This is a genomic window from Citrobacter sp. CtB7.12 (genome assembly GCF_001297795.1).
Lineage (GTDB): Bacteria > Pseudomonadota > Gammaproteobacteria > Enterobacterales > Enterobacteriaceae > Citrobacter_A > Citrobacter_A amalonaticus.
This window is the reverse complement of record NZ_LIFT01000019.1, coordinates 17,508-31,756: the sequence shown is the minus strand read 5'-3', so window position 1 is coordinate 31,756 and position 14,249 is coordinate 17,508. Positions and strand designations below refer to the sequence as shown.

At 52.2% G+C, this 14,249-nt stretch carries 13 protein-coding genes; all 13 read right to left on the bottom strand.

Going from position 1 to position 14,249, the window contains the following annotated elements; genetic code table 11:
* Positions 1-132: 132 nt before the first annotated feature.
* Entirely contained in the window at positions 133-1,962 is a 1,830-nt protein-coding gene (gene glmS, locus AOY24_RS18730) for a glutamine--fructose-6-phosphate transaminase (isomerizing) (protein ID WP_042998750.1), read from the bottom strand.
* Between the two features lie 237 nt (positions 1,963-2,199).
* Positions 2,200-3,570 carry a bifunctional UDP-N-acetylglucosamine diphosphorylase/glucosamine-1-phosphate N-acetyltransferase GlmU gene (glmU, locus tag AOY24_RS18725; protein ID WP_044268158.1) on the bottom strand — a complete coding sequence of 457 codons (1,371 nt, stop codon included), beginning with the start codon at positions 3,568-3,570 and terminating at the stop codon, positions 2,200-2,202.
* A 312-nt stretch (positions 3,571-3,882) separates the two neighbouring features.
* A complete protein-coding gene (locus tag AOY24_RS18720) occupies positions 3,883-4,302 on the bottom strand; it encodes a F0F1 ATP synthase subunit epsilon (RefSeq protein WP_003023809.1) in 420 nt (139 codons plus the stop codon).
* A gap of 20 nt (positions 4,303-4,322) precedes the next feature.
* A complete protein-coding gene (gene atpD, locus AOY24_RS18715) occupies positions 4,323-5,705 on the bottom strand; it encodes a F0F1 ATP synthase subunit beta (protein ID WP_003023806.1) in 1,383 nt (460 codons plus the stop codon).
* Positions 5,706-5,731: 26 nt separating this feature from the next.
* Entirely contained in the window at positions 5,732-6,595 is an 864-nt protein-coding gene (atpG, locus tag AOY24_RS18710; protein WP_005121458.1) for a F0F1 ATP synthase subunit gamma, read from the bottom strand.
* Between the two features lie 50 nt (positions 6,596-6,645).
* Positions 6,646-8,187, bottom strand: a complete 1,542-nt coding sequence (gene atpA / locus AOY24_RS18705; RefSeq protein ID WP_054177152.1) for a F0F1 ATP synthase subunit alpha — start codon at positions 8,185-8,187, stop codon at positions 6,646-6,648.
* A 12-nt stretch (positions 8,188-8,199) separates the two neighbouring features.
* Positions 8,200-8,733, bottom strand: coding sequence for a F0F1 ATP synthase subunit delta (gene atpH, locus AOY24_RS18700; RefSeq protein ID WP_042998754.1), 534 nt, complete (start codon positions 8,731-8,733; stop codon positions 8,200-8,202).
* A 14-nt stretch (positions 8,734-8,747) separates the two neighbouring features.
* The gene (gene atpF / locus AOY24_RS18695; RefSeq protein ID WP_003827022.1) at positions 8,748-9,218 is read right to left on the bottom strand and encodes a F0F1 ATP synthase subunit B; all 471 of its coding nucleotides are present in this window, start codon (positions 9,216-9,218) and stop codon (positions 8,748-8,750) included.
* A gap of 59 nt (positions 9,219-9,277) precedes the next feature.
* Entirely contained in the window at positions 9,278-9,517 is a 240-nt protein-coding gene (atpE, locus tag AOY24_RS18690; RefSeq protein ID WP_000429386.1) for a F0F1 ATP synthase subunit C, read from the bottom strand.
* 46 nt (positions 9,518-9,563) lie between these two features.
* Positions 9,564-10,379 carry a F0F1 ATP synthase subunit A gene (gene atpB, locus AOY24_RS18685; RefSeq protein ID WP_042998755.1) on the bottom strand — a complete coding sequence of 272 codons (816 nt, stop codon included), beginning with the start codon at positions 10,377-10,379 and terminating at the stop codon, positions 9,564-9,566.
* A gap of 8 nt (positions 10,380-10,387) precedes the next feature.
* Positions 10,388-10,768 (bottom strand): F0F1 ATP synthase subunit I, encoded by a 381-nt coding sequence (gene atpI / locus AOY24_RS18680; RefSeq protein ID WP_042323565.1) that lies wholly within the window; start codon positions 10,766-10,768, stop codon positions 10,388-10,390.
* 616 nt (positions 10,769-11,384) lie between these two features.
* Positions 11,385-12,008, bottom strand: coding sequence for a 16S rRNA (guanine(527)-N(7))-methyltransferase RsmG (rsmG, locus tag AOY24_RS18675; RefSeq protein WP_044256189.1), 624 nt, complete (start codon positions 12,006-12,008; stop codon positions 11,385-11,387).
* Between the two features lie 64 nt (positions 12,009-12,072).
* Positions 12,073-13,962 (bottom strand): tRNA uridine-5-carboxymethylaminomethyl(34) synthesis enzyme MnmG, encoded by a 1,890-nt coding sequence (mnmG, locus tag AOY24_RS18670; RefSeq protein WP_054177151.1) that lies wholly within the window; start codon positions 13,960-13,962, stop codon positions 12,073-12,075.
* Positions 13,963-14,249 lie beyond the last annotated feature (287 nt).

Sequence of the window (14,249 nt, the reverse complement as noted above, 5' to 3'; positions counted from 1 at the left end):
AAAATTTTCTTTTTGTGACACTGAAAAAAGTAGCTGAAGATGACGATTTGTCACAGTAAAACGGCGGGAAAATTGATTAAAAACAGCACAGGAATGAAAAAAAATGCCCCGCTTTCGCAGGGCATGAGAGTTTTACTCGACGGTAACTGATTTTGCCAGGTTACGCGGCTGATCCACGTCGGTACCTTTAATCAGCGCCACGTGATAAGCCAGCAGTTGCAGCGGCACGGTATAGAAGATCGGTGCAATCACCTCTTCCACATGCGGCATCTCAATGATGTGCATATTGTCGCTGCTGGCAAAACCGGCGTCCTGATCGGCGAAGACATACAGCTGACCGCCACGGGCGCGCACTTCTTCAATGTTGGACTTCAGTTTTTCCAGCAGTTCGTTGTTTGGTGCAACAACGATAACCGGCATATCGGCATCAATCAGCGCCAGCGGGCCGTGTTTCAGCTCACCTGCCGCATAGGCTTCTGCGTGTATATAGGAGATCTCTTTCAGCTTCAACGCGCCTTCGAGAGCGATCGGATACTGATCGCCACGGCCCAGGAACAGGGCATGGTGTTTGTCAGAGAAATCTTCAGCCAACGCTTCAATGCGTTTGTCCTGAGAGAGCATTTGCTCGATACGGCTCGGCAGCGCCTGCAGGCCATGAACAATGTCATGCTCAATGGACGCATCCAGACCTTTCAGACGCGCCAGTTTCGCCACCAGCATCAGCAGAACGGTTAACTGAGTGGTAAAGGCTTTCGTCGACGCCACGCCGATTTCCGTGCCGGCATTGGTCATCATCGCCAAATCCGATTCACGTACCAGAGAAGACCCCGGAACGTTACAGATGGCGAGTGAACCCAGATAGCCCAGTTCTTTCGACAAACGCAGGCCTGCCAGCGTATCCGCCGTTTCACCCGACTGAGACAGCGTGATCATAAGGCTATTACGGCGTACTGCTGATTTGCGGTAGCGGAATTCAGAAGCGATTTCGACGTCGCACGGAATACCGGCCAAAGATTCAAACCAGTAGCGAGAAACCATCCCGGAGTTGTAAGACGTGCCACACGCGATGATCTGGATATGCTCAACCTGAGACAACAGCTCGTTAGCTTTTGGCCCAAGTTCGCTTAAATCCACTTCGCCGTGGCTGATGCGCCCGGTCAGAGTGTTTTTAATCGCATTCGGTTGTTCGTAAATCTCTTTCTGCATGTAGTGGCGATAGATACCTTTATCACCCGCGTCATATTGCAGATTAGATTCGATATCCTGACGCTTCACGTCCGCGCCAGTTTTATCAAAAATCGCGACGGAACGGCGAGTCACTTCCGCAATATCGCCTTCTTCCAGGAAGATAAAGCGACGGGTCACCGGCAGCAGCGCCAACTGATCGGAGGCGATAAAGTTTTCGCCCATTCCCAGACCGATAACCAGCGGGCTACCTGAACGTGCAGCCAGCAACGTATCTGGATGACGGGTATCCATGATGACCGTACCGTACGCGCCGCGCAGTTGCGGGATGGTACGCAGCACAGCATCACGCAGCGTACCGCCCTGTTTCAGCTCCCAGTGCACTAAGTGAGCAATTACTTCGGTGTCGGTTTCTGAAACGAAGGTATAGCCACGCGCTTTAAGTTCTTCACGCAGTGGTTCATGGTTTTCGATGATGCCGTTATGCACCACCACAATGTGTTCAGAAACATGCGGATGCGCGTTTGCTTCTGAAGGTTCGCCATGCGTAGCCCAACGGGTGTGAGCAATACCAGTACCGCCATGCAGCGGATGTTCTTCCGCAGCCTGAGACAGCATCTGTACTTTACCCAGACGACGCAGACGAGTCATATGACCTTGTGCATCTACCACGGCCAGACCCGCAGAGTCGTAACCACGGTATTCCAGACGACGTAAACCTTCGAGAAGGATTTCAGCTACATCACGTTGCGCGATAGCGCCAACAATTCCACACATAGTTTTTTATTCCGAATCAAGGCATTATGCCTGTCGTTGTCTTTCGACCTGTATGCCCGTATTTTCGGGCGCCCCGAGCCTTGTAGAGAGTGGGGTTATTTTTATAGGTACTGCTGGGGGGAAATATATTTTTATTTCCTCACCCGGGTTGGCCTGATGCAGGCAACGCCTTATCCGGCCAACAAAACATCACTGAACGTAGGCCGGATAAGCGAAAGCGCCATCCGGCAAAAATATCTACTTTTTCTTCACCGGGCGTTTCCAGCCCTGCTTATTCACCTGCGGAACACGGCTGATGACCAACTCATTATCAGCCACGTTACGGGTGACGGTGGTCCCGGCAGCGATGGTTGCCCCATGGCCTACGGTCACCGGTGCCACCAACTGAGTATCGGATCCGACAAACACATCGTCGCCAATAATGGTTTTAAACTTGTTCGCGCCGTCGTAGTTGCAGGTAATGGTGCCTGCGCCAATGTTCACGTTGTCGCCAATTTCCGCATCGCCCAGATAGGTCAGGTGACCGGCTTTTGAGCCTTTGCCGAGACGCGCTTTCTTCATCTCGACGAAGTTACCGACGTGAGCACCTTCCATCAGTTGCGCACCAGGGCGCAGACGAGCAAAGGGTCCAATGGTGCAGGCCGCGTCCAGATGGGCATCTTCCACTACGCTGTACGGGCTGATTTCACAGTCATCACCAATAACGCTGTTTTTAATGACGCAGCCCGCGCCAATCTTCACGCGATGGCCCAACGTGACGTGGCCTTCGATGATAACGTTAGTATCAATTTCAACATCTCGCCCGTGAACGAGCGTACCGCGCAGGTCAAAACGCGCCGGATCGCGCAGCATCACGCCCGCCAGCAGCAGTTTTTCTGCCTGCTCGGACTGGTAAACACGCTCCAGGCGGGAGAGCTGAAGACGGTTATTTACCCCTTCAGTTTCGCTAATACGCGCCGGATGTACCGCCGCAATCTCACGCCCTTCCTGGTAGGCCATCGCAATGATGTCGGTGATGTAGTATTCACCCTGCGCGTTGTTATTGGTCAGTTTAGACAGCCAGCGTTTCATGTCCGCGCCATTGGCAATCAGGATCCCGGTGTTGATCTCCTGAATCCTGCGCTGTTCCTCGCTGGCATCTTTATGCTCAACGATGCCGGTCACTTTGCCGTTTTCACGGGTGATGCGACCATAGCCGCTCGGGTCGTCCAGCACGACGGTCAACAAACCGATGCCGCCCTGGGGTTTAGCTTCACGCAGGCGAGTCAGGGTTTCAACGGAGATCAGCGGGACATCACCGTAGAGCATTAAAATGTCTTCATCATCGCCAAAGAACGGCGCTGCCTGCTGCATCGCATGGCCGGTGCCCAGCTGCTCCGCCTGTAACACCCAGTTAAGGTTGTCTTCTTTCAGGCTTTCTTTAAGCAGATCGCCGCCGTGCCCGTAGACCAGATGCACCTGAGAAGAGCCCAATTCATTTGCTACATCAATGACATGCTGAACCATCGATTTCCCGGCAAGGGTGTGCAGCACTTTTGGAAGATCGGAATACATACGTGTGCCTTTGCCTGCGGCAAGGATCACTACGCTCATCGCTTTATTCAACATACGCGCCCTGACTGTAATTTGAGAACGAATTTATACCGTTTCACGTTGAAAATACTACATTTTTTTCGTCGTGAAATGGGCAGAGGATAAAACACACAATCGCGAATTTTCCCCAACGAAGATAGAGACATTTTCGTCCATTGCTGCGACTTTTGTCTTCTGAAATGTCACCTGATATCGCGATTAACGCGCCAGGCTAATGTTTTTGCTCTTTTTTTGCTCCATAAAGAAAGATGACGTAACAGCACAAAAATCACAGGCAAAAAAAAACCAGCCTGAAATCAGACTGGTTTTCATTTTTTCAACCCGGTGTTACATCGCTTTTTTGGTCAACTCGATAACGCGCAGTTTCGCGATCGCTTTGGCCAGTTCCGCAGATGCCTGAGCGTAATCCACGTCACCATGAGAGCTCTTAATGTGCTCTTCAGCCTTACGTTTCGCTTCCAGGGCTCTCGCTTCATCGAGATCCTGCCCGCGAATCGCGGTATCAGCCAGTACGGTCACGCTGCCAGGTTGCACTTCAAGAATGCCGCCAGACAGATAGATAAACTCTTCATGACCGAACTGTTTAACGATGCGGATCATACCAGGCTTAATGGCGGTGAGCAGTGGGGCGTGCCCTGGGAAAATACCCAGTTCACCTTCACTACCCGTTACCTGGATTTTCTCGACCAGACCAGAGAACATTTGTTGCTCTGCGCTGACGACGTCCAGGTGGTAAGTCATTGCCATATCACCCTCCGATTAAGGCGTTAAAGTTTTTTGGCTTTTTCTACGGCTTCGTCGATAGAACCAACCATGTAGAACGCCTGCTCTGGCAGGTGGTCATACTCGCCTTCCATGATGCCTTTAAAGCCACGGATGGTGTCTTTCAGGGAAACGTATTTACCCGGAGAACCGGTGAATACTTCCGCAACGAAGAACGGCTGGGACAGGAAGCGCTGGATCTTACGCGCACGTGCTACCACCAGTTTGTCTTCTTCAGACAGTTCATCCATACCCAGGATGGCGATGATGTCTTTCAGTTCCTGGTAACGCTGCAGCAGGGACTGTACGCCACGCGCGGTGTCGTAGTGTTCCTGACCAACCACCAGAGGATCCAGCTGACGGCTGGTAGAATCCAGCGGGTCAACGGCTGGGTAGATACCCAGAGACGCGATCTGACGGCTCAGTACCACAGTTGCATCTAAGTGAGCAAAGGTGGTGGCTGGCGACGGGTCAGTCAAGTCATCCGCAGGTACGTATACCGCCTGAACGGAAGTGATAGAACCGGTTTTGGTAGAAGTGATACGTTCCTGCAGAACCCCCATCTCTTCCGCCAGGGTCGGCTGGTAACCTACCGCTGATGGCATACGACCCAGCAGTGCGGAAACTTCCGTACCGGCCAGGGTGTAACGATAGATGTTATCGACGAACAGCAGTACGTCACGACCTTCGTCACGGAATTTCTCTGCCATGGTCAGACCGGTCAGTGCAACGCGCAGACGGTTTCCCGGCGGCTCGTTCATCTGGCCATATACCAGGGATACTTTATCCAGAACGTTGGAGTCGGTCATTTCGTGGTAGAAGTCGTTACCCTCACGAGTACGTTCACCTACGCCCGCAAACACGGAGTAACCGGAGTGCTCGATCGCGATGTTACGGATAAGCTCCATCATGTTTACGGTTTTACCTACACCCGCACCACCGAACAGACCGACTTTACCGCCCTTCGCGAACGGACACATCAGGTCGATAACTTTGATACCGGTTTCCAGCAGTTCCTGAGAGCTGGACAGCTCTTCATAGGACGGTGCTGCGCGGTGGATAGCCCAACGCTCTTCTTCACCGATATCGCCTTTCATGTCGATCGGGTGACCCAGGACGTTCATGATACGACCCAGGGTTGCTTTACCTACCGGGACTTCGATCGGGTGCTCGAGGTCTTTGACTTCCAGACCACGACGCAGACCGTCGGAAGAACCCATTGCGATGGTACGTACGATACCGCCGCCGAGCTGCTGCTGAACTTCCAGCACCAGACTCTCTTTACCATTCATAACCTCAAGAGCATCGTACACGCGCGGTACGGCATCCTGAGGGAATTCGACGTCAACCACGGCGCCGATTACCTGGACAATTTTTCCAGTAGCCATCTTGAATCCTCTACGAATTAACCTGGTTATACCGCGGATGCACCACCGACGATCTCGGTGAGTTCCTGAGTAATGCTGGCCTGACGAGCTTTGTTGTATACCAACTGCAGCTCTTTAATCAGGCTGCCGCCATTGTCGGTCGCGGCTTTCATCGCCACCATACGTGCGGCCTGCTCGCTGGCCAGGTTTTCTACCACGCCCTGATAAACCTGAGATTCAACGTAACGACGCAGCAGGGTATCCAGCAGCGGTTTCGGATCAGGTTCATACAGGTAATCCCAGGCTTTTTGTTTTAACTCTTCATCTTCTGATGCCGGTAATGGCAGCAGTTGAGTCAGCGTCGGAACCTGAGACATGGTGTTGATAAATTTGTTACTGACAACGTACAGTCTGTCCAGACGACCTTCATCGTAAGCCTGCAGCATCACTTTAACCGGACCGATCAGTTCGGACAGGGAAGGGTTATCCCCCATACCGGTTACCTGCGCAACCACATTACCGCCAACGGAATTAAAGAAAGACACGCCCTTAGAGCCGATCATTGCGATATCGCACTGAACGCCTTTATCGGACCATGTTTTCATATCCGCCAGCAGCTTTTTGAACAGGTTAATGTTCAAGCCACCGCACAGACCACGGTCAGTCGACACCACCAGGTAGCCCACGCGTTTAACGTCGCGTTCTTCCAGGTACGGGTGCTTATATTCCAGATTACCATTCGCAAGGTGACCAATCACTTTGCGCATGGTCTCTGCATAAGGACGGCTGGCCGCCATGCGATCCTGCGATTTACGCATTTTGGAAGCGGCGACCATCTCCATCGCTTTAGTGATCTTCTGCGTGTTCTGGACGCTTGCGATCTTACTACGTATCTCTTTTGCGCCGGCCATGAGCTTCTCCTCAATGCCTTGCGGCCTGTCCTAAGACAAGCCGCCAGACGTTACCAGGACTGGGTTGCTTTGAAGGAATCGAGGATAGCTTTCAGCTTGCCTTCGATTTCGTCGTTATAGTTACCAGTCTGGTTGATTTCTTGCATCAGCGGAGCATGGTCACGGTCGACATAAGCCAGCAGAGCGGCTTCGAAGCTACCGATTTTCGCCAGTTCCACATCTTCGAGGTAACCGCGTTCAGCCGCGAACAGAACCACACCCTGTTGTGCTACAGACATAGGGGCATACTGTTTCTGCTTCAGCAGCTCGGTCACTTTCTGACCGTGGCTCAGCTGTTTACGGGTTGCTTCGTCCAGATCGGATGCGAACTGAGAGAACGCTGCCAGTTCACGGTACTGTGCCAGCGCGGTACGGATACCACCGGACAGTTTCTTGATAATCTTGGTCTGAGCAGCACCACCTACACGAGATACAGAGATACCCGGGTTAACCGCCGGACGAATACCGGAGTTGAACAGGTTAGTTTCCAGGAAGATCTGACCATCGGTAATCGAAATTACGTTGGTCGGAACGAACGCAGAAACGTCACCCGCCTGGGTTTCGATAATCGGCAGAGCGGTCAGGGAGCCGGTTTTACCTTTCACTTCACCATTGGTGAAGTTCTCAACGTATTCCGCGTTAACGCGGGATGCACGCTCCAGCAGACGGGAGTGGAGGTAGAACACGTCGCCCGGGAATGCTTCACGTCCTGGCGGACGACGGAGCAGCAGGGAAACCTGACGGTAAGCAACAGCCTGTTTAGACAGGTCATCATAAACGATCAGCGCATCTTCACCGCGATCACGGAAGTATTCGCCCATTGCGCAACCGGCATACGGCGCCAGGTATTGCAGTGCGGCAGATTCAGACGCGGTCGCTACCACAACGATGGTGTTAGACAGGGCGCCGTGTTCTTCCAGTTTACGAACCACGTTAGAAATGGTGGACGCTTTCTGGCCGATAGCCACGTACACACATTTAATGCCGGAATCACGCTGGTTGATGATGGCATCGATTGCCATCGCGGTTTTACCGGTCTGACGGTCACCGATGATCAATTCACGCTGACCACGACCGATTGGGATCATGGCATCAACGGATTTATAACCAGTCTGCACCGGCTGATCGACGGACTGACGTTCGATTACGCCTGGTGCGATAACTTCGATTGGCGAGAAGCCATCGTTATCAACCGGACCTTTACCGTCAATCGGAGAACCCAGTGTGTTAACCACACGGCCCAGCAGGCCACGGCCAACCGGAACTTCCAGAATACGACCCGTACACTTAACCTTCATACCTTCGGCGAGGTCAGCGTATGGACCCATCACCACTGCACCCACGGAGTCGCGCTCCAGGTTCAGTGCGATAGCGTAACGGTTACCCGGCAGGGAAATCATCTCACCCTGCATACAATCGGCCAGGCCGTGAATGCGGATAACACCGTCACTTACAGAAACAATAGTACCTTCGTTGTGAGCTTCACTCACAACATTGAACTGAGCAATGCGCTGCTTGATCAGTTCGCTGATTTCGGTGGAATTCAGTTGCATGCTCCAGTCCCCTTAAGACTGCAAGACGTCTGCAAGACGTTCAAGACGGCCGCGTACGCTGCCATCAATGACCATATCACCCGCACGGATGATTACGCCCGCCATTACAGACTTATCGATTTTGCAATTCAGCTTAACTTTGCGTGACAGACGTTTTTCCATCGCAGCGCTAATCTTCGCAAGCTGTTCTTCACTCAGTTCGTTCGCGGAAGTGACTTCTACCTCAGAGATAGACTCACTCGCGGCACGCAGGTGAATAAACTGCTCAAGAACATCCGGGAGCGCGTTCAGACGGTTATTCTCAGCCATCACCTTAATCAGGTTCTGACCGTTTTCGTCCAGTTGCTCACCGCAAACTGCGATAAACGACCCGGCGAGCGTTTCCGGCGCCAGTGCGCCAGAGAGAAGCTCTGCCATTTGTTCGTTCTTAGTCACCTCGGCGGCAAACGCCAGCATGTCCTGCCAGCGCTCTACACTTTGGTGTTCGACGGCAAAGTCAAAAGCTGCTTTGGCGTAGGGGCGAGCTACCGTAACAAATTCAGACATCAGCCCCTCCCTCCTTACAGTTCAGCGACAAGTTTATCCACGATGTCGCTGTTAGCAGCTTCATCCACGGAACGTTCGATGATCTTCTCGGCGCCAGCAACAGCCAGGATAGCAACTTGCTTACGCAGCTCTTCACGGGCACGTTTACGCTCGGCATCAATTTCCGCCTGCGCCTGGGCCACGATTTTAGTACGTTCCTGTTCTGCTTCCGTTTTGGCTTCGTCCAGGATCTGAGCGCGACGTTTGTTCGCCTGCTCGATGATTACCTGAGCTTCCGCCTTCGCTTTTTTCAGCTGGTCGGTCGCGCTGGCCTTTGCAAGGTCAAGATCCTTGTGTGCGCGTTCAGCAGAAGCAAGACCGTCAGCAATTTCTTTTTGACGCTTCTCGATGGCAGCCATTAACGGCGGCCATACATACTTCATGCAGAACAGAACAAACAGGACAAACGCGATGGCCTGGCCGAGGATTGTTGCGTTAAGATTCACAGCACAATGCCTCTATCTAGTTAACGTTCTGATATTGCTCTTAATTCAAGCAACGCTTACTACGCGACAGCGAACATCACGTACAGACCCAGACCTACAGCGATCATCGGGATAGCATCCACCAGACCCATAACGATAAAGAACTGAGTACGCAGCAGAGGAATCAGATCAGGTTGACGCGCTGCGCCTTCCAGGAATTTACCCCCGAGGATGCCGATACCGATCGCAGCACCGATTGCCGCCAGACCCATCATCACAGCGGCAGCCATGTACAGCAGATCCATATTCAGGTTTTCCATGACAGTCTCCAGTTTGTTTCAGTTAAAACGTAGTAGTGTTGGTAAATTAATGCTCTTCAGACGCCATCGACAGATAGACGATCGTCAGAACCATGAAGATGAAGGCTTGCAGCGTAATAATCAGGATGTGGAAAATGGCCCACGGCACATTCAGGATCCACTGTGACCACCACGGCAACAGACCAGCAATCAGAATGAAAATCAGCTCACCGGCATACATGTTGCCGAACAGTCGCAGACCGAGAGAAACCGGTTTAGACAGCAGACTTACCCCTTCAAGGATTAAGTTGACAGGGATGAACGCCCAGTGATTGAACGGCTGCAGCGTCAACTCTTTCGCGAAGCCACCGATGCCTTTCATTTTGATGCTGTAGAACAGAATGAGGATAAATACGCCGAGCGCCATGGACAGGGTAACGTTCACGTCAGCAGACGGAACCACTCGCAGTGCAGGCAGACCGAAGATATGCTCGCCGATGTACGGCAGCAAGTCGATTGGCAGTAAGTCCATCAGGTTCATCAGGAATACCCAGACGAAGATCGTCAGGGCCAGTGGTGCAATCAGCTTGCTTTTGCCATGGTACATGTCTTTCACGCTACCATGCACAAAGCCGATTATCAGCTCAATCGCGGTCTGAAACTTGCCTGGTACGCCGCTGGTCGCCTTTTTGGCCACGCTGCGGAACAAAGCCAGGAACAACAGACCCAGCACCACCGAGAAAAACATGGAGTCAATATTGAGCGTCCAGAAGGTGGCTGGGGGGTTATGCGGATCCACCAGCGAGAATGTACGCAGGTCCAACTGAAGGTTGTTCAGATGGTGTCCTATGTAATCCTGCGGCGTCATATTTTCTGAAGCCATGATGCCTTTTACCCTTTGTTGTTAATTACAGCCGGCGCCAGTATCTGAACCACCAGCACCAAAACCCACGTAACGATCAGCGGCAAAAATACCGCCTTGAAAACCGCCAGCGCCACCACCAGCAAAATCAGCATCGCTAACACCTTGAAGGCTTCGCCGAAGGCGAACGTCCAGGCCACTCGGCCTTTAGCAGGTGTATGCGCCTGGTGACGCCAGGCAAATATCATAAACAACACGTTAGGCAGAAAGACTGCCATACCTCCGCATATTGCGGAAGTGCCCCAGAAGAGGTCTTTGAGGCTGAACAGCAATCCACTTGCTACTACCGCCAGAAACTGAATGAACAGAAGCTTACGAGCAACGTTTCGACTCAAGAGCGACACAGACATCACGTTTTTAACTCCTGCTCCCTTCGAGGTATGCCGCGTGTCGTATAAAACGTTCTTTGAGGCTTAGAGTCAAGCATCAAAAAGCGGTCAAATTATACGGTGCGCCCTCGTGATTTCAAACAATAAGTAGCTAAAAGGTGAATAAATGTTTAAATATTTTTCCCTGGCCCACATTTATGACTTTTAGCCAAACTGTGAACGATCATGCAAAACTGCAAATAGCGCGTAAACACTGGTGTTAAAGCGTGCTTCAGATCACATATTGAGCATATTCGCCCCGACGGTATTTATTTACTTGGCAAATGATGCCTTTTCAACTTTCTGATATTTAAGCCTAAAATCACTCACTCTTTTAAAAACGACCGATTACATCTCAAAAACCAACCATTGACATTTTTAATAAAAATTCAACACTCGAGAGTGATTCTACGCCTGGATTTTTAGCAGCCTGATATTTTCAGTGTTGACTAATTTTGTCTTTAGCCAAAAAAGCCACGTTGCCCTGTTGATAATAGACAGTAAATGTGGCGTTAAGTGTAACGACTTATATCGGCAAAAATGTCTCAGTGTTTTAACAATAAAAAGACCGATTTTTCTCTATTTTTTTTGATAAATATTAAATTTTGTTTGGCTTAATCACCACCAGATGGCGCTCACCTTCCAGATGCGGAACCTGCAGTTTAACTACCGATTCAACACAAAACGCAGGAGGAAGCGACGCTATTTCGTCTTCCGGTAGCTGGCCTTTCAGCGCATAAAAACAGCCCTTCTCGCCCGGAAGGTGGTGACACCAGCTCACCATGTCATTGAGTGAAGCGAACGCCCGGCTGATCACACCATCAAACGGTGGCTCTGCGGGAAATTCTTCCACGCGACTTTGCACTGGCGTGATGTTAGCCAGCTTCAGCTCATGCTGGACCTGACGCAGGAAACGCACGCGTTTACCCAGACTATCGAGCAGGGTGAAATGCGCTTGCGGACGCACAATGGACAACGGAATGCCCGGCAACCCCGGTCCAGTTCCGACATCAATAAAACGCTCACCCTGCAAATACGGCGCCACGATAATACTGTCGAGAATGTGACGAACCAGCATCTCGTTGGGATCCCGCACAGAGGTCAGGTTGTACGCTTTGTTCCATTTGTGCAGCATTTCAACATACGCAATCAGCTGATTTTTCTGGTGATCGGTAAGCGAAATGCCGGCGTCTGCCAGCAGGCGTGAGAGTTTGTTGAGCACGGTGATTACCTGTTTTAACTAATTTGCCCGGTAAGCAATGCGCCACCGGGCAACGTTCAACACATTAAGCGCTGCGGCGCAGCATACCCTGTTTTTTCAGCCACACCAGCAGAATGGAGATAGCGGCAGGCGTGACGCCAGAGATGCGCGATGCCTGGCCGATCGAAACCGGCTTGTGATCGTTTAGCTTGGCAATCACTTCATTCGACAGGCCAGATACCTGGCGGTAATCCAGCGTGGCAGGCAGCAGCGTGTTTTCATTGCGCAGCTGTTTTTCAATCTCATCCTGCTGACGAGCGATATAACCTTCGTACTTCACCTGGATTTCAACCTGCTCAGCAGCCTGCGCGTCTTCCAGTGCGGGGGCAAACGGCGTCAGCCTCGTGAGCTGTGCATAGGTCATTTCCGGACGACGCAGCAGATCTTCACCACTGGCTTCACGAGACAGCGGCGCAGTAAGGTGAGCATTCACTTCGTTGGCCGATTCCGCCGCAGGCGTCACCCAGGTAGATTTCAGGCGCTGGCGTTCGCGTTCGATGTTCTCCAGCTTCTCGTTGAAGCGAGCCCAACGCACGTCATCCACCAGCCCCAGTTCACGCCCCATTTCGGTCAGACGCAGATCGGCGTTGTCTTCGCGCAGCATCAGACGGTATTCGGCACGCGAGGTAAACATGCGGTACGGTTCTTTGGTGCCCAGCGTGCACAGGTCGTCGACCAGTACGCCGAGATAGGCCTGAGAACGTGCCGGTGCCCACCCCTCTTTGTCTGCGGACAGACGCGCGGCATTGAGCCCTGCAAGCAGGCCCTGGGCAGCAGCCTCTTCGTAGCCGGTGGTACCGTTAATTTGTCCGGCGAAGAACAGGCCCTGGATAAATTTGCTTTCCAGCGTCGGTTTCAGGTCGCGCGGGTCGAAAAAGTCATACTCAATGGCATAACCCGGACGGACGATTTTCGCGTTCTCCATCCCTTCCATTGAGCGGACAATCTGCATCTGCACGTCGAAAGGCAGGCTGGTGGAGATCCCGTTCGGGTAAATTTCATTTGAGGTAAGCCCTTCCGGCTCCAGGAAGATCTGGTGCTGGTTACGATCGGCAAAGCGCATCACTTTATCTTCGATCGACGGGCAGTAACGTGGCCCGATCCCTTCGATCACGCCTGCATACATCGGGCTACGATCGAGGTTATTACGGATCACGTCATGGGTTTTCTCGTTGGTATGCGTGATATAGCACGGCACCTGTAGTGGGTGCTGGGCAGCATTGCCCATGAACGAGAAGACCGGCATTGGGTTGTCGCCATGCTGCTGCGCCAGCACGCTGAAATTAATCGTGCGTGCATCGATACGCGGCGGGGTGCCGGTTTTAAGACGGCTTACGCGCAGCGGCAGTTCGCGCAGACGGCGAGAGAGCGGAATGGATGGCGGATCGCCAGCACGGCCACCGCTGTAATTATCCAGACCAATATGAATTTTGCCGTCAAGGAAAGTTCCAACGGTTAACACTACCGCTTTGGCGCGGAATTTTAGCCCCATCTGGGTCACAGCGCCAACGACACGATCGTTTTCAACAATCAGATCTTCAACCGCCTGCTGGAAGATCATCAGGTTGGGTTGGTTCTCCAGCGCGGTACGCACCGCCTGACGGTACAGCACACGATCCGCCTGAGCACGGGTAGCGCGAACCGCCGGTCCTTTGCTCGCGTTTAGTATCCTAAACTGGATACCTGCCTGGTCGATTGCTTGTGCCATCAGCCCGCCGAGCGCATCCACTTCTTTTACCAGGTGTCCCTTCCCAATACCGCCAATCGCCGGGTTGCAGCTCATCTGCCCCAGCGTGTCGATATTGTGTGTCAAAAGCAGGGTTTGTTGACCCATACGCGCTGCGGCCATCGCGGCCTCAGTGCCTGCATGACCCCCGCCAATGATGATGACGTCAAAAGGATCCGGATAAAACATGGTAATTGCCTCGCATAACGCGGTGTGAAAATGGATTGAAGCCCGGGCGGTGGATTCTACTCAACTTTGTCGGCTTGAGAAAGACCCCGGGATCCTGGCTATTAAAAAGAAGATCTTTTTTATTTAGAGATCTGTTCTATTGTGATCTCTTATTAGGATCGCCATTGGCTGTGGATAAGCCGGATCCCGGTATTAAGATCAATACCTTGGTAAGGATCATTAGCTGTGAATGATCGGTGATCCTGGTCCGTATAAGCTGGGATCAGAATGAAGGGTTATACACAACT